This is a genomic window from Duganella dendranthematis (assembly GCF_012849375.1).
In the GTDB taxonomy this organism is placed as follows: domain Bacteria; phylum Pseudomonadota; class Gammaproteobacteria; order Burkholderiales; family Burkholderiaceae_D; genus Rugamonas; species Rugamonas dendranthematis.
The window spans coordinates 330,994-355,054 of sequence record NZ_CP051684.1; the positions used below are offsets into that span (position 1 = coordinate 330,994).

17 protein-coding genes are annotated in these 24,061 nt (G+C 62.5%); 8 read left to right on the forward strand and 9 right to left on the reverse strand.

Annotation, left to right across the window (positions count from 1 at the left end; genetic code table 11):
• Positions 1–3: 3 nt before the first annotated feature.
• Together HH213_RS01635 and HH213_RS01640 are read right to left on the reverse strand one after the other, a co-directional pair.
• The gene (locus HH213_RS01635; protein ID WP_229263253.1) at positions 4–2,619 is read right to left on the reverse strand and encodes a TonB-dependent receptor; all 2,616 of its coding nucleotides are present in this window, start codon (positions 2,617–2,619) and stop codon (positions 4–6) included.
• Between the two features lie 83 nt (positions 2,620–2,702).
• Positions 2,703–4,043 (reverse strand): sugar MFS transporter, encoded by a 1,341-nt coding sequence (locus tag HH213_RS01640; protein ID WP_169110344.1) that lies wholly within the window; start codon positions 4,041–4,043, stop codon positions 2,703–2,705.
• Between the two features lie 364 nt (positions 4,044–4,407).
• Here HH213_RS01640 and HH213_RS01645 point away from each other — a divergent pair, with 364 nt between their 5' ends.
• The gene (locus tag HH213_RS01645) at positions 4,408–7,065 is read left to right on the forward strand and encodes a TonB-dependent receptor (protein ID WP_169110345.1); all 2,658 of its coding nucleotides are present in this window, start codon (positions 4,408–4,410) and stop codon (positions 7,063–7,065) included.
• Here the strand turns inward: HH213_RS01645 and HH213_RS01650 are convergent.
• The gene (locus HH213_RS01650) at positions 7,062–7,949 is read right to left on the reverse strand and encodes a LysR substrate-binding domain-containing protein (RefSeq protein ID WP_169110346.1); all 888 of its coding nucleotides are present in this window, start codon (positions 7,947–7,949) and stop codon (positions 7,062–7,064) included. The genes HH213_RS01645 and HH213_RS01650 overlap by 4 nt on opposite strands.
• A 77-nt stretch (positions 7,950–8,026) precedes the next feature.
• Between HH213_RS01650 and HH213_RS01655 the strand changes: the two genes are divergently transcribed.
• The gene (locus HH213_RS01655; protein ID WP_169110347.1) at positions 8,027–8,437 is read left to right on the forward strand and encodes a CidA/LrgA family protein; all 411 of its coding nucleotides are present in this window, start codon (positions 8,027–8,029) and stop codon (positions 8,435–8,437) included.
• Positions 8,434–9,117 (forward strand): LrgB family protein, encoded by a 684-nt coding sequence (locus HH213_RS01660; RefSeq protein WP_110848956.1) that lies wholly within the window; start codon positions 8,434–8,436, stop codon positions 9,115–9,117. The genes HH213_RS01655 and HH213_RS01660 overlap by 4 nt, the downstream gene beginning before the upstream one ends.
• Here the strand turns inward: HH213_RS01660 and axe2C are convergent.
• The 6 genes from axe2C to HH213_RS01690 are packed head-to-tail and all read right to left on the reverse strand — an operon-like array spanning position 9,104 to position 16,900.
• On the reverse strand, positions 9,104–10,144 hold the full coding sequence (gene axe2C / locus HH213_RS01665; RefSeq protein ID WP_169110348.1) for a bifunctional acetylxylan esterase/glucomannan deacetylase AxeC2: 1,041 nt from the start codon (positions 10,142–10,144) through the stop codon (positions 9,104–9,106). The two genes, HH213_RS01660 and axe2C, sit on opposite strands and share 14 nt — an antisense overlap.
• A 3-nt stretch (positions 10,145–10,147) precedes the next feature.
• Positions 10,148–10,894, reverse strand: a complete 747-nt coding sequence (locus HH213_RS01670) for a GDSL-type esterase/lipase family protein (RefSeq protein WP_169110349.1) — start codon at positions 10,892–10,894, stop codon at positions 10,148–10,150.
• 7 nt (positions 10,895–10,901) lie between these two features.
• The gene (locus tag HH213_RS01675; protein WP_169110351.1) at positions 10,902–12,104 is read right to left on the reverse strand and encodes a glycoside hydrolase family 27 protein; all 1,203 of its coding nucleotides are present in this window, start codon (positions 12,102–12,104) and stop codon (positions 10,902–10,904) included.
• On the reverse strand, positions 12,101–13,423 hold the full coding sequence (locus HH213_RS01680) for a glycoside hydrolase 5 family protein (protein ID WP_229263254.1): 1,323 nt from the start codon (positions 13,421–13,423) through the stop codon (positions 12,101–12,103). The genes HH213_RS01675 and HH213_RS01680 overlap by 4 nt, the downstream gene beginning before the upstream one ends.
• A 16-nt stretch (positions 13,424–13,439) precedes the next feature.
• A complete protein-coding gene (locus tag HH213_RS01685; RefSeq protein WP_169110353.1) occupies positions 13,440–15,632 on the reverse strand; it encodes a beta-glucosidase family protein in 2,193 nt (730 codons plus the stop codon).
• On the reverse strand, positions 15,629–16,900 hold the full coding sequence (locus HH213_RS01690) for a sugar MFS transporter (protein WP_169110355.1): 1,272 nt from the start codon (positions 16,898–16,900) through the stop codon (positions 15,629–15,631). The genes HH213_RS01685 and HH213_RS01690 overlap by 4 nt, the downstream gene beginning before the upstream one ends.
• Positions 16,901–17,166: 266 nt before the next feature.
• Here HH213_RS01690 and HH213_RS01695 point away from each other — a divergent pair, with 266 nt between their 5' ends.
• The 5 genes from HH213_RS01695 to HH213_RS01715 all read left to right on the forward strand — a co-directional run bounded on the left by HH213_RS01695 (position 17,167) and on the right by HH213_RS01715 (position 23,999).
• Positions 17,167–18,195: a LacI family DNA-binding transcriptional regulator gene (locus HH213_RS01695; protein WP_161044210.1), complete on the forward strand. Its 1,029-nt coding sequence runs from the start codon at positions 17,167–17,169 to the stop codon at positions 18,193–18,195.
• Positions 18,196–18,197: 2 nt separating this feature from the next.
• Positions 18,198–19,409 carry an AGE family epimerase/isomerase gene (locus HH213_RS01700; protein ID WP_169110357.1) on the forward strand — a complete coding sequence of 404 codons (1,212 nt, stop codon included), beginning with the start codon at positions 18,198–18,200 and terminating at the stop codon, positions 19,407–19,409.
• 1 nt (position 19,410) lies between these two features.
• Positions 19,411–20,313 carry a carbohydrate kinase family protein gene (locus HH213_RS01705; protein ID WP_169110359.1) on the forward strand — a complete coding sequence of 301 codons (903 nt, stop codon included), beginning with the start codon at positions 19,411–19,413 and terminating at the stop codon, positions 20,311–20,313.
• A gap of 110 nt (positions 20,314–20,423) precedes the next feature.
• Positions 20,424–22,541, forward strand: coding sequence for a TonB-dependent siderophore receptor (locus HH213_RS01710; RefSeq protein ID WP_169110361.1), 2,118 nt, complete (start codon positions 20,424–20,426; stop codon positions 22,539–22,541).
• A 3-nt stretch (positions 22,542–22,544) separates the two neighbouring features.
• On the forward strand, positions 22,545–23,999 hold the full coding sequence (locus tag HH213_RS01715) for a histidine-type phosphatase (RefSeq protein ID WP_169110363.1): 1,455 nt from the start codon (positions 22,545–22,547) through the stop codon (positions 23,997–23,999).
• Positions 24,000–24,061: the final 62 nt, after the last annotated feature.

A 24,061-nucleotide genomic window follows, 5' to 3' on the forward strand; every position in this document is an offset into this window, starting at 1 on the left:
TCCTTACCATTCAGCGCCGATGCGCAAGCCAAACATCCGTGGATCGTTGTACTGGGCAATCACGTAGCCAGGATCGACAACGCGGGCATTGTTCTTGGCGAAGACATCGCTCAGGTTGTTGACGTACAGCTCCGCATGCCATTTGCCGCTTGGCGCGGTCAGGCGCAGCGCGGCGTCGTAGGTGGCGTAAGCTTTCTGCGAGTTGCCGACGTGCGCGTTGTCCAGGTTCTGGATGCTGAAGTACATCTTGTCCTGCCAGCGGGCCGACACGCGTGGCGTCAGCAGGTAGGCGTTCGGCAGCGCGAACTCCTGCGACATTTCGACGCGGGCGCTGTTGTCCGGCGCGTTCGGCAAGCGGTTGCCCACCACGTTCAGCGGGAACTTGCCGATCAGTGCAGGATCGGTGCCGGTGTAGCGCACGCAGGCCGGCACGCCGTAGGTCTCGCGGAACGGGCCGCACGGCACGTCACGCCAGGTCTGCACATAGTCCGGATACGAACTCACCACCGCATGCAGATGCGAGGCCGAGAAGTTGATTTCGGCGCCCGACCATGGCTTGTACTTGCCTTCCAGTTCCAGGCCGGAAATCTTGGCCTCGGCGGCGTTGGTGGTGCCGTACAACACGGCGGCGTCGCAGGCCGGGTTGGCGGCGGTGCACGGGATGGTCGGGATGATCTTGCCCATCTGTACCGCGCCGGTCATCTGCATGTCCTTGTAGCGGCTGTAGAACGCGGTGGCCGAGACCGACAGGCGGTTGTCCAGCATGCGGCCTTTGTAGCCCAGCTCGAAGTTGGTCAGCGTCTCAGGCTTCCATGGCAGGAAGGTGTAGTGCGGACCGGGCGTCATGTCGGCGCAATTGCCGTTCAGGCCGCGCGCGCAGATGTTCTGCTTGTCGCTGAAGCCGCCGGCCTTGTAGCCGGTGGACAGCGAAGTGAACAGGAAGTCGCGCGGAGTCGGCTGGTAGCTCAGGCCGAGACGCCAGGTGAATTTGTTCCACGAGTCCTTGTTGTTGCTGACGTCCGGCACGATCGCCGGGTTCAGGCCGCTCAGGCCATAGTAGGCGCCCATGCCCGGTTTCAGGTCGCTGCTATTGAAGTACTGCCCCGCCACCGGCGTGTACTGGCCCTGGAAGTAGGAATACGGATCGCTGACGGTGCCCGAGTCGTAGAACTTGCCGTCGCGGTCCTGGCGCACGTCGCGCGTGAAGCGGCCGCCGATGGTGGCGTTCCATTTCGGCGCAAAGCCCCAGTCGACCTGGCTGAAGACGGCCTTGGAATCGGACTGGCGGTCGGTCTGGCTGTACATATAGTAGTACGGCTGGCCTGGCGCCTGTACCATCGACGAGATGTCGTCCTCGCCGAATTCGATGGCGTTCTTTTCATGCATCCAGAACAGGCCGGCCACATAGCGCAGGCTGCCGCGTTCGCCGCGCCATTGCAGTTCGTTGACGGTGGTCTTGAACTTGGATGAATTGGTGAAGGTGGCGGTGTCGTTGTAGATGCCGCCGTAGATGTTGATGTCGTCGGCGTTCGGCTGGTAGCCGGCGTCGCCGTCGCGGATCTGGCGGCGCTTCTGCACCGCGTACGACGAGTTCAGCTCAATGGTGTCGGTCGGCGACACGGCCCAGGTGAAGCGGCTGCGCCAGGTATCGATACTCCAGTCCAGTTCGCCAGGCACGTTGATCTTGACGTCCCACTGGCCGCCCGGACAGGCGTAGGCGGTGCCGGCCGCCATCTTGCAGTCCTTCAGTGCGATATCGCCGGCGCCCTTGTTGGTGTAGCGCTCGTAGGCGCCCAGCCATTCCAGGTTGTTGCTGGCCTTCCAGCGCGCTTGCAGCCGCGCCGCCCATTCGTCCTTGTTGCCATACGCCTTGTCGGCGCCGACCTTGACGTTATGACGCTGGTCGACGTCCGGGATGATGTTGCCGGAGGCGTCACGCTGCGGCACGATGCCCAGCGCCGGGAAGTTGGCGGCGTAGAAGTCCTGCTGCTGGTTCAGGTAGCTGTCGCGCTTGATGACCATGGCGGTGGCGCGCATGGCGAAGGTGTCGCTGATCGGGATATTCTGCGCCACCGCTACCTGGCGCAGGTTGTAATTGCCGACCGTGAAGGTGCCCATGCCTTCGCTGACGCCGAATTGCGGCTTGGCCGGAATGATGTTGATGCTGCCGCCGGTGGCGTTGCGGCCGAACAGCGTACCTTGTGGACCGCGCAGCACTTCCACCTGGTCCAGGTCGAACAGCAGCGCCAGCGCCGATTGCGGCCGCGGCGTGTAGATGCCGTCCACATGCAGGCTCACCGCCGGATTGCCAATCTCGGTGAAGTCATTGCTGCTGACGCCGCGGATCGAGATCTTGACGCCCGAGCTGCCGTCGGTGGCGCTACCCAGTTGCAGATTGGGCACTTCGCCGCTGAGGCCGCGGATATCGGTGATGCCCTTGCGGGTCAGCTCGTCCTGCGTAACGGCGCTCATCGACACCGGCGTTTTCAGCAGTGAAGTGGCGTGGCGCGTCGCGGTGACCACCACTTCCGGGATTTCATCCTTGCTGGCCGCAGCCGGCGCCGCCTGCTGCGCCAGCGCCGGCGTGATGATACCGCCGCAAGCGCCAGCGACTGCCATACTGATAATCGTTTTTTTTGTGCTCAATAGGGACATCTCGATACTCTCCTGATTTTGGGGTGAGAAACGGTAATGCGGGTACGTCAGCGGCGACGCCAGTGGCGGATCTTGTGTCCGTAGGTGGCGTACCAGAGAATGACGGCGTAGCAAGGCAACAGCAGCCAGTAGCCGGCGCGCGGACTGGCGAAATCCGACAAGCGGCCATACAGCAGCGGCAGCACGGCGCCGCCGGAAATCGCCATGACCAGCAGCGCCGAGCCGGTGGCGGTGTAGCGTCCCAGGCCATGCAGCGCCAGCGGCCAGATCGCCGGCCACACCATGGCGTTGGCCAGACCCAGCAGCGCCAGGCACATGACGGTGTCCGGCACCAGCGGCACGCCGCTCCAGCCCAGCAGCGCCTGCGAGATGACGCCGTCGTGCGGCGAGCCGGTGACCACGCCCAGCGTCAGCGCCAGGCCCAGTACGGCCGACGCAACCAGCGCATGCTGTTGCGATAGATAGCGCGGAATCGCCACCACGCCGATCAGGTAGCCGATCACCATGCACACCATGGTGTACGAGGTCAGCACGCCGAAATTGGCGACGCTTAGTTCGTGGCCGTACAGGCCGATGGTGTCGCCGGCGATCACTTCCACGCCGACGTAGGCAAACAGCGCCAGCGCGCCCAGCACCAGCTGCGGAAACTGCAGCACGCCACTACGTTCCAGCTGCTCATCGACGCTGTCGGTCTGCGCCGGAATATCGCGCAGGCTGGAAAAATGGATGAAGGCCATGATCACGAACAGCACTGCGGCCATGCAGGCATACGGGAACACCAGCCGCTGCGCCAGCTGGCCCAGTGCGGCGACGCGGCCGGCCGCATCCAGCGCCGACAGTGCGGTGTGCGAGAAGTTGTCGATATCGGCCAGCATCAGCGACGAGAACACCAGCGGCACGACCACGCCGGCGCCCTTGTTGAACAGGCCCATGATGCTGATGCGCATGGCGGCGCTCTCACGCGGCCCGAGGCAGACGATGTAGGGATTGATGGCGGTCTGCATCAGCGTCATGCCGCTGGCCAGCGTGAACAGCGCGGCCAGGAACAATTCGTAGTGGGTGCTGCGCGCGGCCGGGATGAACAGCAAGGCGCCCACGCCCATGATGGCCAGGCCCAGTGTCATGCCCTTCTTGTAGCCGATGCGGCTCAGCACCATGGCCGACGGCAGCGCCATCACGGTGTAAGCGATGTAAAAAGCGAAGGTGACCCACAGCGCCTGGAAGTTGCTCAGGCTGCAGACAATCTTGAGGAACGGTACCAGTGAACCGTTCAGCCAGGTCACAAAACCCAGGATGAAAAACAGCAGGCCCACAAACAGCATCCCGACCACGACGGCGCGGGTGGAGCCGCCGCTACGCTGTTCGGACCAATCGTTACTAATTTCCATGTGCTGCCATCCCCTTGTTGTCGATGATTCATGCTAACAGCGGCAAACCTTGCATGACCAGCAAGCGTACGGGAATGTATAACCATATGATTTTATTGAGAATGTTCTTTTTGAAGGGGCTCCTGGGCTTACATTTCCTTACTTAAACCCACGTCTGGTGGCGTACGTCGCCATGCACTTTGCAAGATGCGCTTACAAAACTTAACCAAAATGTCGGGCAAGTGTTGTAAGCAGGTCTGTTTAGTAAAGACAAATAAACTGCATGCCTATTTTTGGAATCGTTTGACCCTCCTGTTTTTCGAGAGCAATCTGGTTTTGCCATATTGATAAATGTGGCTATAAATCAAAAAACCGAGGAGACAACATGCAGCAATCAACCAGTAGGACGCTGGTCAGTCTTGCCGTGGCCAGCGCTTGCGCTTTCATCAGCGCGACGGCCTGTGCGCAGGCCAGCGACACGGCCGCCGCAGCCCCCGCGCCTGACCAGATTCCAGAAGTCAAAGTCACCGCGACCCGCTATTCCACCTCGCTGCTGAAAACCCCGCTGGCCGTCACCGCCGTCACGCAGGAGCAGCTGACGCGCAAAGGCGTCACCAGCCTGAGTGACCTGAGCGGCGAAATCCCCAACGTGGTGATCGAAAACACCGGCCTCGATTCGGCGGTGCAGATCACCATCCGTGGCATCACTTCGACCAACTTCACCGAGACCGGCGACCCGGCGGTCGGCTTCCACGTGGACGGCATGTACTCGCCGCGTCCACAAGGCGCGCAGGCGCTGATGTTCGACCTGGAACAGGTGGAAGTGCTGCGCGGTCCGCAAGGCACGCTGTTCGGACGTAACTCGACCGGCGGCAGCATCAACGTGATTCCCGCCAAACCCGATTGGACCGGCAACTACGGCAAGGCCGATCTGGACCTGGGCAACTACAACAAGAAGCAGATCAACCTGATTCAGAACGTGGTGGTCAACGACGCGCTGGCCCTGCGCGCCACCTTCATGAAAGTGAAGCGCGACGGCTACGCCAACCAGACCCGCGACCTGAGCGAAGCCAACGCGCCGGCGCTGGGCTGGATCCCCAACGGCAAGCCGGACGTCGATCAGCGCTTCAACCGCGTGATCGGTCCGAGCGAGTTCTATACCAATCAGAACGAATGGGCCGGCCGCCTGACCGCGCTGCTGAAGGTCAACCGTGACATCACCGCCAAGGCGGCATATGAAGAATTCCAGGACTCCAGCGCCGGCGGTTCCAACTTCCGCGACTGCGACGCCGGCGCCGGCACGCGCTACGCCTGCACGCCAGGCCAGGGCGAGTGGGACATCAACGTCAACGTGCCGGGTCACACCGATATGAAAATCCGCACGCTGCGCACAGGTGTCAACTGGAACCTCAACGACCACACCAGCCTTGACTACACCTTCCAGGTGGCCGACCAGCGCCGCTCGGAAATCACCGACGACGACAAGGGCTTGCAGAACGCCGCGCCGTTCCAGATCAATGGCGCCTATCCGAATTCGGTCGACGGCAACTGGGGCACCTGGCCGCTCACCGACTCCTTCCACCGCACGCTGGACTCGCGCTACCTGTCGACCGTGCACGAGGCGCAGCTCAAGCAACAGCTGGGCAGCCTGAAATATGTGGCGGGCCTGTTCTGGATGCACGAGCGGAACGCCATCGACTACGAGCAGACCAACACCATCCAGAAACCATACGGCGATGTCGGCAGCGTGCTGTATCACCAGCCTAACCGCCAGGTGGACGCCAAGGCCGCCTTCGCGCAGGCCGACTGGCAGTTCGTGCCGACATGGACCGCCACCGCTGGTGCGCGCTACAGCATCGACAGCAAGGAGGACAAGGGCGGCCAGGTCTACGGCGCCAACTGGATCGGTAACGCGGCCTACTACAACGGCTGGTATTCGCAAGGCACGCCCGGGACGCCGGGCTTCCACGTCCACGACGGCACCGACCTGGCGCCCGGCATGGGCGGCAGCGTAGCGGCCTACAGCCTGTATGGCGCACCGACCTCCAACGATCATAAACAGACGTGGAACAAGGTCACCTGGCGTCTGGGCCTGCAAAAGCAGATCGACAACAACAAGATGGTGTACGGCTCCATCTCCACCGGCTACAAGGCCGGCGGCTTCGCCGACAAGACGGACAGCTGCAACAACCACCTGTGCGCCGATGGCAAGCCGGGCGTGGTCACCTTCCTGCCGTACGATCCGGAGACCGTCACCAACTATGAGCTGGGCTTCAAGGGCAAGTTCCTGGAAAATAAACTGAGCCTGTCCGCGACCGCCTTCTTCATGAAGTACAAGGGCATGCAGCTGACCGGCACCTACTTCGTCAACCAGATCATCCCGGACAACGGCCAGCCCTGCCCGGCCGACCAGCCGAAGTGCGATGTGTATGAAACCTGGCGCACCATCAACGTCGGCAAGGTCAATATCCCCGGCCTGGAACTGGAGTGGGATTACCGCCCATGGCGCGGCGGCCGCTTCGGCGGCGGCTTCGCCTACATCAACACCAGCATCCACGACTTCAATTCGTACAGCGACGATTACCAGTGCGATGTGCGCACGGAGCTTGGCCTGCCGGCCTGCCCTGCGGTCTACAACGGCAGCGACAAGACGCTGCTGGGACGCCGCTTGGCCAACATCGACGGCAACCACTTGCCGAATACGCCGAAGTACCAGGTCAACCTGAACTTCTCACAGGAGTTCGGGCTGGATAACGGCTACAAGGTTATTCCGTACGTGAAGCTGAACTGGCGCGACAAGGCGTACTTCGATCTGCTGAATTCCGACTTCGCCCACATCGGCCGCTTCCAGGACGCTTATGCGACGGGCGATGCGTCGGTGCGGTTTGAAACGCCGGAAGACACATGGCACGCGGAGCTGTATGTCCGCAACTTCACCGACAAGCATGCCAAGACCAGCACCGATTCGGCCTTCGGCGGCTTCATGAAGGCCAACTACATCGAGCCGCGCATGTTCGGCTTCCGCGTGGGAGCCAACTTCTAAGCTTTACTGCGCACCAGATCGAGCCAGGCGCGCGCGGCAAACGAGAGGTGGCCGCCGCGCCGCCAGGCCAGCATCAGCTTCCAGTCCAGGGCCGGTTCCTCCAGTTTGACCACGGTGAACTGGCCCTTTTCCAGCGTATCGCAAAACACCTTGGGCAGCAGCGTGATGCCCACGCCCAGCCGCACCAGCGAGGCGACAAAATCCCATTGACCACTGCGGCCGCTGATGCGCGGCGTGAAGCCGGCGCGCAGGCATGCATCGGCGATGATGTCGTTCAGCGCAAAGCCTTCGCCATAGAAGATGAAAGCGCAATCGGCCAGTTCGCGTAGCCGCACGCCGCGCTTGCCGCGCCAGGCGGAATCCTTCGGCGCCAGCAGGCACATTGGCGACGTCAGTAGCGGGAAGGAATCGAACTCCTGCCACGCTGCCTGATTGGACGGGTGATCCAGCATGGTGCCCATTTCCAGCACACCGCTACGCAGGTCTGCTTCAATGCCTTGCGAGCCGCCTTCAAACAGCTTCAGTTCTATCTGCGGATGACGCTTGTGATAGGCGGCCAGCAGCGGCGCCAGTGGTGCGTGCGATTGCTGGGTGACGCCCAGGCGCAGATCGCCGCGACGCAGCTGCTGCAAGTCTTGCAGCTCGACGCCCATCTCTTCGTGCATGGCCAGCAGCGCGCGGCCGCGTTGCAGCACCACGTTGCCGGCATCGGTCAGCGTGAAGCGCTTGCCGACCCGTTCCAGCAACGTGAGGTCGAGCGACTGCTCCAGCTGCTGGATCATCTTGCTGACGGTAGGCTGGGTCACATGCAGCGTTTCGGCGGCGCGGCTGAATCCCTGTTGATCGACGACGGCGACAAAATAGCGCAGCGCGCGGATATCCATGATCTATTCCAATTAAGAATGATTTTGATAATTTTAATTCATTTTATCTTTTAACTGCCGCAGCCTAGAATGGCAGCATGAAACGTATTGTCTACACACTGGCGCAGGTTCTGGGGCTGATCGCGGCATGGTATGCCGCCGACCGCTTCTCGGCCTGGGTCGGATTACCCTTCTCCGGCGGCGTGGTCGGCCTGATTGTCATGGTTATCCTGCTGCAAAGCGGCGTGCTGCGCCCATCCGCCATCGAGCATGGCGCCGACTGGCTGCTGTCTAATATGCTGTTGTTCTTTATTCCGCTGGTGGTGTCGGTGGTGCAGTTCACCGGCCTGCTGAAAGAAGACGGCCTGCGGCTGTTCGCCGCCATTGGCATCGGCTTCACCTGCGTGATGCTGGCTACTGCATTTACAGTGGAATGGGTGTGCCGCTTTGAGCGCGGCCGCAAGCTGCGCCGTCTGCGCGCCGACCGGGGCAGGACGGCGGTGGCATGAAGCCGCTGTTCTTCCTGCTGCTGACGCTAGGCCTGTTCTATGCGAATCAGGCGCTGCACAAGCGCTATCCGCGCATCTGGCTGACGCCCGCCATCGCCACCTCGGCGGTGCTGATCGCGGTGGTGCAGCTGTCGTCCACGCCGTTCCCGGTCTACTTCGGCGACACGCACTGGCTGTCATGGCTACTCGGCCCGGCCACGGTGGCGTTTGCGCTGCCGATCTATCAATATCGCGAACTGGTGAAGGAGCACTGGCTGGCGCTGTCGCTGGGCAGCGTGGCCGGGATCGTCGCCTCGCTGGGCAGCACGCTGCTGCTGGACCGCCTGCTTGGCCTGCACGGCAGCATGGCGCAAAGCCTGCTGGCGCGTTCAGTATCGACGCCGTTTGCGCTGGAGGCCACGCGCCACCTGGGCGGTTCGGCGCAACTGACCGGCGTGTTTGTCATCATCACCGGCTTGTTCGGCATCCTGCTGGGACAAGTGCTGCTGGCGCGCCTGCCGCTGCGAATGCGCATCGCGCGCGGTGCGCCGTATGGCGCGGCGGCCCACGGCTTCGGCTTGAGCAAGGCGCGGTCCATTGGCCCGCAAGAAGGCGCGGTCGCCAGCCTGACCATGATCTTCAGCGGCGTGCTAATGGTCTTGCTGGCGCCTTTGCTGGGTCACATCCTCACCAGTGCATAACCGCGCGCACTTGCGGTAGCAAGTCGTCGGCCATGCCGGCGTGCTGCTCGCGGGTGGGATGCGCGTCGAGGGCGTCGCCCGGATAGTGGGTGGACGCGATGGCGCGCACACGCGGGTCCGCCACGATGCGCACCGTGTCGGCGATATAGCTGTGTAGCGCCGCCTGCTTTTCGCTGTGCAGGATCGCGCCCTCGGTGAGCATGATCTGCGCCTGCGGATGGTCATGCAGCAGCCGGCGCACCAGAGACAAATAAGCGCCGACATACTCGTCGCGTTCCGGTATGCCGGTTGTCATGTCATTCGTGCCAATGGATACGATAATCGCATCCGGCCGGTAGTCGCGCTGATCCCACGGCACACTGTCCGGCTGCGTGGGCAGCGCCATGCCGTAGTAGTCGGCCAGATTCAGCTCATTGGTTTTGCCCTCCCACGTGCGAATCAGTCCACGGCCGCCGTAGCACACCAGTTGCACCTGCGCGTCCAGGCGGCGCGCCAGCAGCATGCCATAGGACGCGCGCGGATTGGCCCAGGAAGCATCCGCCTTTTCGCCGGCCACGCGCTCCATCGATGCGCCACACGTGACCGAATCGCCCAGCACCATCAGCTTGCGGCCGGGCAGCGCCGGCGCGGCGCGCCAGCCGCCATCCGTATCGAACGACAGCAGCGTGGCCGTGCCTTGCCAGGTTTCCGAGCGGTTGACGATTTCCGCCACGTGCGGGCCGGGCTTCAACCCTTCGGCCAGCACCGTGTTCTGGCGGCCGGCTTCCAGCCGCAGCTTGCGCGGCACGCCGTCGATCAGCACATCCACATAGCTATCCTTGCCGCTGGCCTGGGTGACTGCGCTAAGACGCGTGCCGTCAAAATTCAGGTAGAAGCTCACGCCCGGATAACTGAACCGCACGCCGCCATCGTCCGCCACCTGCGCGCGGCCCATGCGGGCGACATGCGCATCACTGGCTGCGATAGGCGCGGCGGAGACATTGGCCGTCAACGCAGCCAGCAGCAAAGCCATTGCACGCAGTCGCATGGATTACTCCATCAACTTGCGGACGGCGGGCAGCATGGCGTCGGCCCAGATCTGATAGCCCTTGGGGCTGGGATGCAGGAAGTCTCCCATCACCTCGGCCGCCATGTCGCCGCCCGGCTGCAGGAAGAACAGGCCGTAGTCCTGGTAGAACACATGCTGGCCGTCGTTCAGGCCCGCCACCATGCGGTTCAGCTCAACCACCTTGATGCGCTGCGGGCTTTGCGTGTACTGGCCGTATGGCAGTACGGCGTTCAGCAGGATGCGCGCATCGGGATAGATCTTGCGCAGCAGCTCGACCACCGCCTTCACGCCCTGGTAGGCCTGCTCCGGCGTGGCGTCGCAGAAGCCGAAGTTGTTGACGCCGATGGTCAGCACCACGGCCTTGGGATGCAGCTTTTCCGCATGGCCGTTTTGCAGGCGCCACAGCAGGTTGCCGGTATGGTCGCCACCGACGCCGAAGTTGGCCGTGCGCCAGGCGCCGAACGCGCGCTCAAACACCGCCTGGTTCCACATCTCGGTAATCGAATCGCCGACGAACAGCAGATCGACGCCGCCCTTGTCGGCCACCGCCACGTCTTCGTCGTAGAACTGCCGCCAGCGGGTGATCGACATCCAAGGATAGTCTTTCTGGCGCGGCACGGGCGTCAGACCGCAGGCGCCACCGTCAGGCCTGGCGGCTGCCGGCCCGTCGGCCGCCAGCGCAGGAATGCAGGCTGCCGCCAGCAATAGCGAAATCACAAACTTGCGCATTGTCTTCCTATCCTTTTGTTTTCAGGTGCAGTAGCAGGACGCTATGCGGCGCCACGCTGGCTTCCAGCTTTTTGCCGGTGTCGCCGGATTTGCCGCCCCAGATATCGCGCCAGCCGTAGACGGCCTTCTTGAAGTCCACTTCGCGCTTGCTCATCTCATCGCTGATGAAATGTGCCTTCCAGTCGTAGCTGAGGTTCACCGCCTGCTCGCCGCGATTGAGCACCATCAGCGCCCACTCGTTGTTGGCCAATGGCCTGGCCCAGTATTCCAGGCGTCCGTCGTCAAAGAACTTCCACGCCTGAATGCCCGCCTGATCCTGGCTGATGGCGATGACGTCCTTGTTGGCCAGGATGCTGCGGGTGGACTCCGGCATCTTGCGCAGATCATTGCCGAGGATGAGCGGGGACGCCATCATGGCCCAGATCGAGAAATGCGCGCGGTCTTCGTCGCCGCTCATGCCCATGCCCACTTCCAGCATGTCCATATCGTTCCAGTGTCCCGGGCCTGCGTACTTGCGCAAGCCGGCCTGCCGGTCGAGGATGCGCAGCACGCCAAGGCGCGAGAACGCATCATGATTCAGTTCGCAGTTCCAGCACGGGTAGATATCAGCGGTGGTGCGCCAGGAATGGCCGATATCCTTGCCCCACTCCCAGGCCTTGTTGTCGCCCCATTCGCACATGCTGAGCAACATGGGCCGGCCGGCGGCGCGGATGGCGTCACGCATGGTGGTGTAGGCGCCGGGGGCGCTCAGGCCCTTGGTGTCGCACCAGTCGTACTTGACGTAATCGACGCCCCAGTCGGCATAGGTCTTGGCGTCCTGGTACTCGTGGCCACGGCTGCCAGGCTTGCCACCGCAGGTAGTGGCGCCCGCGTCCGAGTAGATGCCCAGCTTGAGGCCCTTGCTGTGCACATAGTCGGCCAGCGTCTTCATCCCGGACGGGAAGCGCTGCGGGTCGGGATGAATGAAGCCATCCTTGTCGCGCTGCCCGTGCCAGCAATCGTCGATGTTGACGTACTGGTAGCCGGCATCCTTGAGCCCCAGCTTGACCATGGCGTCCGCCGTGTCGCGGATCAGTTGCTCGTTGATGTCGCAGGCGAACGAGTTCCAGCTGTTCCAGCCCATTTGCGGGGTGGCGGCCAGCCCATCGAATTTCTGGGCGTGGACGTTGGCGCCGACCAGCAGCGCCAATAAGATCAGCAGGCGTTTCATCGCTTGATGGCGTGCAGCTTGTCGGCATATTCTTTGATCAGCACCAGCGACGTCACGTCCGAATCAAAGACCGAATACAAACCCTGCTCTTCCTGCGGCGGATCGCCGACGAAGTCGTTACCCGGCTTCCACCAGTAATCCGCATTGGCCGCGCGGCCAGCGCCGCCCCATGCCCAGAAATTAAAGCCGGCGATCGGATCGCCCTTCTGCGCGCGCGTGGCGACAATCTCAAACACTTCGCGGTAGAAGCGATCGCGGATATGCGTGGTGGACTTGATGCTGAACGATGGACCGTCCCGGTCCAGGCCAAATTCTTCCAGCACGATCGGCTTGCCCAGTTTCTTGGCCAGCTCGATATGCGAGTTCAGATAGTCGCGGCTCTTGGTGATGGCGTTGTCCCAGCTGCCGGTCGGGTTGTTGGAATCGAACCAGCTCCAGTTCTTAGGCCACAGGTGATAGGTCAGGTAGTCGATGTTCTTGGTGCGGTGCGCGTCGAGATACAGCTGCGCGTCCTGCGCCGAGCCGGCAAGGCCTTCGCTACCGCTGCTGACCAGGTGATTGCGGTCCAGGCTATGGATGTAGCCCGCCACGTCGTCGATCCACTTGACGTACACCGCCTTCTCTTCCGGCGTTGCGTTGCCATTGCCGGGACGCGGCTCATTCGCCAGCTGCCACGACATGATGTGCGTGTCCTCGGCATAAGGCTTGCCGGTGATGGTGTTCACGCGCTTGACGATTTTCGCGATGACGTTGCGGTACTCGGCTTGCGCGGCGGCGTTACGGTAGAAGCCCGCCGTCTTCTGCATATAGGTGTCGTAATCCTTGGTCACGTTCGGGTCCAGCGCCGGCGTGCCTTCAAACCAGTTCAGGTACTGCGTCATGCCGCCCGACCACTGCCAGAAGTTGTTCAGGTAAAGCACCACCGTCATATCGCGCTTGGCCACTTCCGCCATCAGGAAGTCCAGCCCTGTCAGCAGCTCTTCGTCATACTTGCCCGGAGCATTGGTGGTGGCTGGACGCACGGCGCTCTTCATGTCGGTCTTTTCGGACACCGCGAGCACGCGCAGATTGTTGATGCCGATGGCCTTCATGTTATCCAGCTCTTTGAGCAAGCGCGCGCGTTCGCCCACGCCGCCGGCCGCACCCAGATAGCCGCCGTACCAGAAGTTGGCGCCAACAATGTAATACGCCTGTCCGTTGCGGGCGAAGTGGGTCTTATTGACGGTAACGAAGTCGCCCATGGCCGCAGGCGCTGCCTCCACGATGCCGCAGGCGCCGATCATCAACGCAGCCGCGCAGAATTTGTACAGTTGTTTCAAGTCTCGCTCCTTGGTTTTATTTTCCTGCCACGTTCAGCGTTCGCTGCGGCAGTTGGACGGTGATACTGGCGGCCTTGGCGTCTGCCGCATCATGCGCCAGCAACACCTTGTAACCACCCTTGGCGATACGCCAAGTCTTGCTCTTGCTGTCGAAGACGCCCAGCAGGCGCGGATCGATGGTGACGCTGACCTCCTTGCTTTCACCCGGGGCCAGTTCCACCTTGTCCCAGCCGGCCAGGCGTTTCGGCGCTTCCCACCTGGCGCTCACCGGCGCCACGTACAACTGCGGCACATCCTTACCCTTCACCGCGCCGGTGTTGGTGATCTTGAACTTCAGTTGCAGCTTGCCGTCCTTCTGGTTGGACGCCAGTCCCGAATAGGCAAACTGCGTGTACGACAGGCCGTGACCGAACGGGAACAGCGGCTTCAGCCCCTTGAGATCAAACCACTTGTAGCCGACCGTTGCGCCTTCATGATAATTGACGGTGAAGCGCACGGTCTCGTTCTTTGGATCGCCATCCAGCTTGGGGCGCGGCAGCTGACTTTCCGACGCCGGGAAAGTCGCCGGCAAGTGTCCGGATGGATTGACCTCGCCGAACAGCACGCGCGCAATCGCCTCGCCGCCACGGGTGCCCGGATACCACGCCTGCACAATGCCGGCCGCCTGATCGACCCACGGCATAAGCACCGGACCGGAAGTCTCCAGCACCACCACGGTTTTCGGATTGGCCTTGGCCACCGCGCCGATCAGCGCATCCTGATTGTCCGGCAGCGCCAGCGACACGGCGTCCAGCGCCTCGCCTATCCACTGCTGCGCGAACACCAGCACCACGTCGGCGCCGGCGGCGGCTCGCGCGGCGGCGGCCGGATCGCTGCCATCGTTGTAGATGACCTGCGCACCCGGCGCCCGCGCCTGAATCGCCTTCAATGGCGACGATGGGTGGTACACCACTGGTCCGGGCCACGAGGTCGGCGCAATGCCCGGCACCGCGTTGCCGCCGATCGGATACACCAGCGACGAACCGCCGCCGGCCAGCACGCCCACGTCCGCATGCGCACCGATGATGACGATCTTCTTCGCGCCGGCCTTCAGCGGCAGCACACCGTTGGCGTTCTTCAGCAGCACCATGCTGTCTTCCGCGTCGGCGCGGCTGACCAGGGCGTGGGCGTCGTAGTCGATGTTGCCGCCCTCCGCCACCGGATTGTCCACCACGCCCTTGTCGAACATCGTGCGCAGGATGCGGAATACCATATTGTCCAGACGCGCCTGCGGCACGTGGCCGTTGGCCACCGCTTCTTCCAGCGCGCCGCCAAAGTATTGCGACTTGTCGAACTCCCAGCCGGATTGCTGATCCAGCCCGGCGTTGGCCGATTCCACCGTGCTGTGGGTCGCGCCCCAGTCGGTCATTACATAGCCTTTGTACCCCCAGTCCTTCTTCAGCACCTGGTTGAGCAGGTAGTCGTTTTCGCAGGCGTACACGCCGTTCAGGCGATTGTAGGAACACATCACCGAACCGGGATCGGCCTGCTCCATCAGCAGCTGGAAGGCCAGCAGGTCGGACATCCGGTTGCTGGCGTCATCGATGCGCGCGTCGAGAATGAAACGCCCCGTCTCCTGATCGTTGACGGCGTAATGCTTCATGGTGGCGATGATGTTGTTCGACTGGATACCGCGCACCTGTTGCGCCACCATGGTGCCGGCCAACAGCGGATCTTCACCGGCGTATTCAAAATTGCGGCCGTTGCGCGGTTCGCGCAGCAAGTTGACGCCGCCGGCCAGCATGACGTTAAAGCCGGAAGCGCGCGCTTCCGAGCCGATCATCGCGCCGCCCTTGTAGGCCAGTTCGCGGTCCCAGGTAGCGGCGATGGCCAGGCCGGAAGGCAGCGAGGTGCGTTCGCGCGGCGTCTTCGACGCCTGCGTTGCAACGCCAAGGCCGGCGTCGGTCTCAAACAGCGCCGGCAGGCCAAGACGCGGCACGCCTTCAATGTAGCCGGCCGAGGAAGGCAGCGCGGCCGGATGCTTCTTGGTCTTGTTGCCGAAGTCGGAGCCGAAGTGGCCCAGCACCCACTTCAGTTTTTCCTGCTGCGTCATCGCCTGCAGCGCGAGTTCGGCGCGCTTGTCGGCGTTCAGCGACTTGTCCATCCATGGTTCGGCCGCCTGTGCTGACATCGCGGCCAGCGCCAGCGCAATCGCCAGTTTCAACTTCATACAGTCTCCTTGTTATACATGCTGGCGTATTTCAAACCAAAGTACAGGATAAACACATAGCATGCGGCCGGCACGACGAACGACAGTTGCAGGCCGATGGTGTCAGCCAGCAGCCCTTGCGCGAACGGCACCAGCGCGCCGCCGACGATCGCCATGCACAGGATGCCCGAGCCCTGGCCGGTCTGCTTGCCCAGCTTGTGCAGCGCCATGCTGAAGATGGTCGGGAACATGATGGAATTGAACAGGCCCACGGCGATGATGGACCACATGGCGACTTGGCCGTGGCCGAAGATCGCCAGCAAGATCAAGGCGATGGAGGCGGCCGAGTTGAAGGCCAGCGCTTTGCCCGGGCTGATATAACGCATGACGGCAAAGCCGATGAAACGGCCGACCATGGCGCCGCCCCAGTAGTAGCTGACGTAGTGCGCTGCGGCGCCGTTGGACAAGCCGGCAATATTGGCCTCGCCCAGGAAGTTAATCAGGAAGCTGCCGATGCTGACTTCTCCGCCGACGTAGAGGAAGATGCCGATGGCGCCCAGCAGCAGATGGCGATGCGCCAGCACGCCGGTCTGCACCGACGACACCGCGCCACCTTCCTCCGCAGAGTGGCTAATCTTCGGCAGCCGCACCACGGCGAACAATATGGCCAGCGCCAGCAGCGCGGCGGCCAGCGCGAGGTACGGGCCTTGCACGGCAGCCGCTTCCTCGGCCTTGGAGCGGACCAGGCCCGCGATGACCGGCGCGCCTTCCGTCAGGATCAGGAAACCGCCCAGCGACGGCGCAATCGTCGTGCCCAGCGAGTTGAAGGCCTGCGTCAGCGTCAGACGGCTGGACGCGGTGGCTGGTTCGCCCAGCACCGTCACATACGGATTGGCCGCCACCTGCAGGATGGTGATGCCGCTAGCCAGTACGAAGAACGCCAGCAGGAACAGGGCGTAGCCGTTCATCGAGGCCGGAAAGAACAGCGCGCAGCCGGCGGCCGCAATGACCAGTCCAGTGACCGCGCCACGCTGATAGCCGATCTTCTTGATCAGCATCCCCGCCGGCAGCGACACTATGAAGTAAGCGCCGAAGAAGCAGAACTGCACCAGCATGGCCTGCACATAATTGAGCGTGTAGATCGATTTCAGGTGGGGAATCAGCACGTCATTGAGGGAGGTCAGCAGCCCCCACATGAAGAACAACAGCGTGATGATGATGAGCGGGACGGTGTTCCCGCCCTCCGTATGGCCGTGCGGGCGCACAGCTGCGGATGCAACGTGTTCCATCTATGTCTCCAAGTTTTTTATATTATTGAAAAGATTCTGCATGCCGGCCGGCCCATGGTCAAACCCCATGCGTAATTTGGTCGCAGTTTAGTCCTCTTCACTAAACAAGGCAGAACGGGCGCGACGCAGGCCTGGGCTTCCTCTGCGCGGCTAAAGCCTGCTTGTTTAGTAAATTGCGCTAAACTCAAAGGTGAACTCGATGTGTCGTTTGACCGTCAATAGACGCTTATGCAAGACTGCATCCACACCGGAGGAGACATATAACAATGGGCACGAACATCACGATCAGGGATATCGCCCGGGTCGCTGGCGTATCGGCGGGGACGATTTCACGCGCACTGAAAAATGAGCCCGGCCTGACCGAAGCAACCCGCCAAATGGTGCTGGAAACAGCGCGCGATCTAGGCTACGACTTTTGCAAACTGCGTCCCAAGCGCCTGCGCCGCCTCACCTTCCTGCTACACCGCCAGCACAACACGGCGTCCAGCAGCCCGTTCTACTCGCCGGTGCTGCACGGCGCCGAGGAAGCCTGCCGCAAGCAGGGCATCGTGCTGTCGTTCATGGCGGTGGGGCCGGCCGATGGCCTGATCGACCAGATCCGCATGCACGCGCCTGACGGCATCGTCTGCGCCGGCTTCTTCGAACCGGAAACGCTGAGCGCCCTGCGCTCGACCGGCAAGCAGCTAGTGCTGATCGATATGAAGCTGCGCGGCTACAGCTCCGTCAATCCGGACAATATGATGGGCGGTTACCTGGCCACCAAACATTTGATCGACACCGGCCGCACGCGCATCGGCTTCATTTCCGGCCCGCTGGCGCACTACTCCATCCGCGAACGCGCGCGCGGCTACCGGCAAGCGCTGTTTGAAGAGGGCATCCTGGCCGACCCACGTCTGGACGCCGGCCTGCCCGATGGCGTGGACCTGGAAACCGGCGCCTGGGAAGCCATGGAGCAGCTGCTGGATCTGCCGCATCCGCCCGACGCGGTGTTCTGTTACAACGACAGCGCCGCGCTGGTGGCCATGCGCTGCTGCATCGCCAGAGGATTGAAAGTCCCGCACGACATAGCGATTGTCGGCTTCGACGACATCTCGACCGCCGTGCTGGGGCACCGTCCCCTGACCACGCTGCGCATCGATAAAAAAGCACTGGGCGCGCTGGGCGTGGAAATGCTGCTCAACGGCCCGCACGACGAGCCGGTGGAGAAGATCTCGCCGGTGGAATTGATCATCCGCGCCAGCACCGTCACGGAAGGCTGGCGCCCCAAGAACCTCCTCAACTTCAAACGGACCTGATAATGGCCCCAGATTTCCGATCCCGCACCACCCTGCTCAATCACATCCGCCACACCAAGAATTTCTACGACAGCCGCTGCGTCGATCCGAGCGGCGGCCTGTATCACTTCTATAAAGACGACGGCTCGGTCTACGATGCGCACACGCGCCATCTGGTCAGCAGCACGCGTTTCGTCTTCAATTACGCGATGGCGTGGCGGCAGTTTGGCGACGCTGCGGACCAGCAGCGCCTGCGTCATGCACTGGACTTCCTGCGCGAAGTGCACCGCGATCCGCATACCAAGGGCTATGCGTGGGAACTGGAATGGAAGGATGGCGTACTCACTGTTATCGACGCCACCAATCATTGCTACGGCCTGGCCTTCGTCCTGCTGGCCTACAGCCACGCTCTGATGGCCGGCGAAACGCAGGCGGCGGAATGGATCACGGAGACATTCGATCTGATGGAGCGCCGCTTCTGGGAGCCGCAGCATGGTCTGTACGCGGACGAAGCCAGCGCCGACTGGTCGCGCGTGGATAGCTATCGCGGTCAGAACGCCAATATGCATGCCTGCGAAGCGCTGATCGCCGCGTTTGAAGCCACCGGCAACCGTGATTACCTGCTGCGCGCCGAAACGCTGGCGCACAACATCACCATCCGCCAGGCCGCGCTGGCCGACAACATGGTGTGGGAACACTACCACGACGACTGGTCGGTGGATGCGGAGTACAACCGCAATGACAAGACCAATATCTTCCGCCCGTGGGGCTACCAGCCCGGCCACCTGACCGAATGGGCCAAGCTGTTGCTGCTGCTGGAACGCCACGGCGCGCAGCTGTCGCTCAATTCAAACTGGCTGCTGCCGCGCGCGGTAGAGTTGTTCGACGCGGCGCTGGCCAAGGCCTGGGACCACGAGCATGGCGGCATCTACTACGGCTTTGCGCCAGATGGCAGTATCTGCGACGATCTCAAATATTTCTGGGTGCAGGCAGAGAGTCTGGCTACCGCCGCCCTGCTGGCGGCCCGCACCGGCGAGGCGCGTTACTGGACCTGGTACGACAAAATCTGGACCTATAGCTGGGATCATTTCGTCGATCATCAATACGGTGCGTGGTATCGCATCCTCGGCGCGGACAACAGCAAGCTGACGGACGAGAAAAGCCCCGCCGGCAAGGTGGATTACCACACCATGGGCGCCTGCTATGAAGTGCTGAATGTATTGACCAAGGACTGAGATGGGCTTCCCTTTATTTGTGGCGGCGGGTGAGGCGCTGACCGACATGATCGTGCAGGATGCGGCGCAACAGCACTGGCTCGGCCAGGTTGGCGGCTCGACCTGGAATGTGGCGCGGGCGATGGCGAAGCTGGATGTATCGACGGCGTTCGCCGGCGCCATCAGCCAGGACGTCTTCGGCAATGCGCTATGGCGGGCCAGCGAAGCGGCGCGGCTGGATCTGCGCTTCCTGCAGCGGCATGCGCGTTCGCCATTGCTGGCCATCGTCCATCGCACCGATCCACCTGCCTATTTCTTCGTCGGCGACGACAGCGCCGATCTGCATTTCGATGCCGCGCAACTGCCGCAAGGCTGGCGCGCGCAGTGCAAGTGGGTGCACTTCGGCGGCATCAGCCTGGCGCGTCAACCGCTGGCCGGCAAGCTGATCGCGCTGGCCGAGCAGCTTAAGCAGGACGGAGTGCGCATCAGCTACGACCCGAACTACCGCGTGCTGATGGACGAACGGTACGACGCCACGCTGCGTCGCATGACCGAACTGGCCGATGTGATCAAGGTGTCGGAAGAGGATCTTGAAGGACTGTTCCGCACCAAAGACATCGCTGCCGCCTTCGATACGCTGCGGAGCTGGAATCCCGCCGCCACCTATTTATATACCAAGGGTGGCGCCGGCGCCTCGCTGCATATCGGCGATGCATCGTGGTCGTTGCCGGCGCCGCAGATCGAGGTGGTCGACACGGTCGGCGCCGGCGATGCCAGCATCGCCGCACTGGCATGGAGCATGATGCATCGCGAGTACGAGGAACCCTCACAGCATCTGCGCTTCTGCGTTGCTGCCGGCGCGGCTGCGTGCCTGGAGCAAGGCGCTTCGCCGCCGTCACTGGCCGCCATTGAGGCGCTGTTGTAAAACGGTGTAAATCATTAATACCTGAGGAAGAATCGGCCGCTCGTCATACGGGCGTCATATGCCGCCGATACGATGTTGGGCTTTATCTGTCCAACTTCCTCAGGTCCTTCATGTCCTCGAAAAATCCTTTCGCTCCATCCCGTCTGCAACTCGCCCTGGCCGCCGCCGGCCTGTGCGCCCTCCACTTCTCCGCCATCGCTGCGGAGGATGTCGGCGGCGCGCTGTCTACGGTCGAAGTCAAAGCCACCGTCGAAAAGAAAAAGCTCGGCGACAGCGTCAGCAGCGGCGCTCTGGGACGCAAGTCGGAACTGGATACGCCCTTCTCCACCAAGTCCGTCTCCAGCGACGAAATCGAAGACCGCCTGGCCACCAGCATTTCCGAAGTGCTGAAGTATGACGCGTCGGTCACCGCCATCTCGCCACCGATCTCCACCCACCCGGCCACCATCCAGATGCGCGGCCTGCGCCTGGATGACCTGAACGGCTACAAGGTCAATGGCCTGGCCAACATCAACCGCGGCACCGAGATGCCGCTGGAGATGTTCGAGAGCGTGGAAGCCCTGAAAGGCCTGACCGGCTATATGTACGGCTTCGGTTCGCCGGGCGGTATCATCAACTATGTGACCAAACGTCCAACCACCGAGAAGACCTTCAGCGCGGCGATGGGATACCAGGAAGGCGGCGCAATCAAGGAGCATATCGACACCGGCGGCCGTCTCGGCGAAGACGGTGAATTCGGCTACCGTCTGAATCTGGTGCACGAAGACGGCGACGTCAAACAGGAAAGTGGCTCGATCAAGCGCAACGCCGCCGGCCTGAATCTGGAATGGCGCGTGACCAGGGACCTGGCGCTGACCTACGATGCGATCTACCAGCGCCGCCGCAGCGTGGGCGGTACCGACATCATCCTCACCAACACACCTATTCCGTTCAAGATCCCGGCCGCGCTGGATGGCGACACCAAACTGAATAGCATCGGCGCGGGCAACGACGTGGAATACACGCTGGCCACCACCGGCGTCGAATACCGCCTGGCGCCAGACTGGGTTGCCAACGTATCGTACCGCACCTCGGACTCCACCCGCGTGTACAAGAAGGACCAGTACTACCTCACCAGCAATAAAGGCGACTACCGAGACCGCATTACCTCCGAGCTGCACGGCTACCATTTCGACCAGGTGCAGGCAACCGTCGACGGCAAATTCAATATCGCTGGCCTGAGCAATGAAGTGGTGCTGGGCACGATGTCGCAGAACCTTGTGTCGACGTCGTCGGTGGTGACGCCGAAGACCTACGTCGGCACCGGCAACCTGTCCGCGCCAAGCATCATCAGCGCCGCCAGCGTCAATTACAGCGGCGGTACCTATCGCGACGAAACCACGCGCCAGGAAGCGCTGTTCGCCAGCGACACGCTGAAGTTCAGCGACGCCTGGTCGCTGGTGGCCGGCGCGCGCTACACGCGCTTCACCGACAACGCCTATTCGACCAAGGGCGTTCTGACCGCCAGCTACCCGGCCAACAAGACCACGCCCACCGTCGCGCTGATGTTCAAGCCGGCCGCCGACACCACGCTGTACGCCAGCTACGTGGAAGCACTGGAACAAGCCGCGTCGGCACCAACCACCACCGTCAACGCCAACCAGACTTTCGCGCCGCTCAAGAGCAAGCAGTCGGAAGCCGGCGTCAAGATGGAGCGCAGCTGGTGGAACGCCACCGCCTCGCTGTTCCACATCGAGCGCGGCGCGCAGTACACCAACGCCAGCAACGTTTACGTGTCGGACGGCCAGTCCAAATACAATGGTCTGGAAGTGAACAGCGTGGTTCAGGCGGCGAAGAACCTGTCTATCGAAGGCGGCATCATGCTGCTGGATGCATCGCTGGAAGATGCAGCGCCGGGCTATAGCGGCAAGCGCGCCGTTGGTGCGCCACGCCGTCAGGCGTCGATTCAGGCGACCTTGCGCGATGTGCTGCCAGGCCTGGCGCTGCACGTCGGTTCGCAGTACCTGGGCGAGCTGCCGATGGACGCGGCCAATGTCAACACGCTGCCGGCGTACACGTTGTTCGATGCGGGCTTCAACTATCGTCACCGCTACTTCGGCAAGATGATCAGCGTGCGCGCGAATATCTCCAACATCGCCAACCGCAAATACTGGACCTACTACCAGGAGAACTACCTGAACATCGGCGCGCCGCGTACCGCCAGCCTCAGTGTTCGGGTAGACTTCTAAGCCATGAAACCACTCCGTCTTGCGGCCGGCGCCGCTCTGTCCCTGCTGTTGTCGCATGCGTATGGCGAGCAGTTTTATCAAACCAAAACGCCGTACGCACCACAGCAGGACAGCGCCAGCTACGAGAAGGCGCCTGCCGGCTACAAGGCGGTCTACACGCAGCTTCTGGCCCGCCACGGCTCGCGTGGCCTGAGCAGCTTCAAGACGGATCTCGCGCTGTACAACCTGTGGCAGCTGGCGCAGCAGCAGGATGCGCTGTCGCCGTTGGGCCGCCAGCTGGGGCCTGATATTGAAGCCATGATCAAGGCCAACGCGCTGCTGGGCTACGGCGTGGATGGCATCAGCAAACCAGGCTACGGCAACGAGACCATGCAGGGCGTGGACGAACACACCGGCCTCGCCCAGCGCCTGTATGCGCGCTTACCGGCGCTGTTCCGTGATGCGCAGAAGGACCAGCGCCGCATCGTGGTGCTCAGCTCCGGCAAGGACCGGGCGGTGGACAGCGCCGCCTTCTTCAGCCGCGCGCTGACCGCGCAGCAGCCAGGCCTGGCGCCGCTGATCGACGCCGGCATCGACCGCCCTACTCTCTATTTTCACAAACTGAATACCAAGCAGGATGGCATGACGCCGGAAGCTACGCTGGCTTACCAGCGCTGGGACCAGAGCGACGAACTGCAAGCCCGCAAGGCCGCGATTCACGCCGATCCTCGCCTGAAGGCCGCTGCGCTGTCCACGCTGGGTGCGTTGTTCTCGCCCAGCTTCATCGCGGCGCTGGAACACGGCCATATCAGCGCCGCCAATGCCGGTACGCGCAGCTACACCAGCGCCGACGGCAAGTTCACCACCAACATCACCGGCGACGGCGATACCAAAATCGGCACCGCCACCGACGCCGCGCTGACCCTGTATGAGTTGTATGCCGCCGCAGCCGACATGGAAGCCGAACTCAAAGCCGACTTCACCAAATACGTCCAGCCGCAGCAAGCCCGAGTTTACGCCGAAGCCGAAGACGCCGTCGCCTTCTACGAAAAAGGCCCCGGCGTCACTGAAAACGGCGACGTCACCTGGCGCATGGCCGGCGCGCTGGTCGCCGATTTCTTCCGCGAGGCCGACGCCATCGACGCCGGCAAGCGGGCCAACGCCGCCAAGCTGCGCTTCGCCCACGCCGAAATCGTCATCCCGTTCGCCAGCGCGCTGGGACTCAGCAGCATGTCCGAACAGCTGCCGCGCGCGACGACTTACAGTTACGACAACAGCCCATGGCGCGGCGTACAAGTCGCGCCGATGGCCGCCAATATTCAGTGGGATGTGTACCAGAATGGCGCCGGCCGCACGCTGGTCCGCATGCTGTACAACGAGCGCGAAACTGACTTCAACATGGCCTGCGACGCGGCACGCATCGCGCCGGCCAGCCACTTTTACGACTACCGGCAGTTGAAAAGTTGCTATAAGTATTAAGTAATCTTGCAAAGTTCGCTATACCAAAAGGCGATTCTGGTTCGAAAGCAACAATTAATACA

Excerpts from the sequence above, each read along its gene's own strand:
- HH213_RS01635 (WP_229263253.1), bottom strand. The coding sequence starts at position 2,619 with ATGGCAGTCGCTGGCGCTTGCGGCGGTATCATCACGCCGGCGCTGGCG.
- HH213_RS01640 (WP_169110344.1), bottom strand. The coding sequence starts at position 4,043 with ATGGAAATTAGTAACGATTGGTCCGAACAGCGTAGCGGCGGCTCCACC.
- HH213_RS01645 (WP_169110345.1), top strand. The coding sequence starts at position 4,408 with ATGCAGCAATCAACCAGTAGGACGCTGGTCAGTCTTGCCGTGGCCAGC.
- HH213_RS01650 (WP_169110346.1), bottom strand. The coding sequence starts at position 7,949 with ATGGATATCCGCGCGCTGCGCTATTTTGTCGCCGTCGTCGATCAACAG.
- HH213_RS01655 (WP_169110347.1), top strand. The coding sequence starts at position 8,027 with ATGAAACGTATTGTCTACACACTGGCGCAGGTTCTGGGGCTGATCGCG.
- HH213_RS01660 (WP_110848956.1), top strand. The coding sequence starts at position 8,434 with ATGAAGCCGCTGTTCTTCCTGCTGCTGACGCTAGGCCTGTTCTATGCG.
- axe2C (WP_169110348.1), bottom strand. The coding sequence starts at position 10,144 with ATGCGACTGCGTGCAATGGCTTTGCTGCTGGCTGCGTTGACGGCCAAT.
- HH213_RS01670 (WP_169110349.1), bottom strand. The coding sequence starts at position 10,894 with ATGCGCAAGTTTGTGATTTCGCTATTGCTGGCGGCAGCCTGCATTCCT.
- HH213_RS01675 (WP_169110351.1), bottom strand. The coding sequence starts at position 12,104 with ATGAAACGCCTGCTGATCTTATTGGCGCTGCTGGTCGGCGCCAACGTC.
- HH213_RS01685 (WP_169110353.1), bottom strand. The coding sequence starts at position 15,632 with ATGAAGTTGAAACTGGCGATTGCGCTGGCGCTGGCCGCGATGTCAGCA.
- HH213_RS01690 (WP_169110355.1), bottom strand. The coding sequence starts at position 16,900 with ATGGAACACGTTGCATCCGCAGCTGTGCGCCCGCACGGCCATACGGAG.
- HH213_RS01695 (WP_161044210.1), top strand. The coding sequence starts at position 17,167 with ATGGGCACGAACATCACGATCAGGGATATCGCCCGGGTCGCTGGCGTA.
- HH213_RS01700 (WP_169110357.1), top strand. The coding sequence starts at position 18,198 with ATGGCCCCAGATTTCCGATCCCGCACCACCCTGCTCAATCACATCCGC.
- HH213_RS01705 (WP_169110359.1), top strand. The coding sequence starts at position 19,411 with ATGGGCTTCCCTTTATTTGTGGCGGCGGGTGAGGCGCTGACCGACATG.
- HH213_RS01710 (WP_169110361.1), top strand. The coding sequence starts at position 20,424 with ATGTCCTCGAAAAATCCTTTCGCTCCATCCCGTCTGCAACTCGCCCTG.
- HH213_RS01715 (WP_169110363.1), top strand. The coding sequence starts at position 22,545 with ATGAAACCACTCCGTCTTGCGGCCGGCGCCGCTCTGTCCCTGCTGTTG.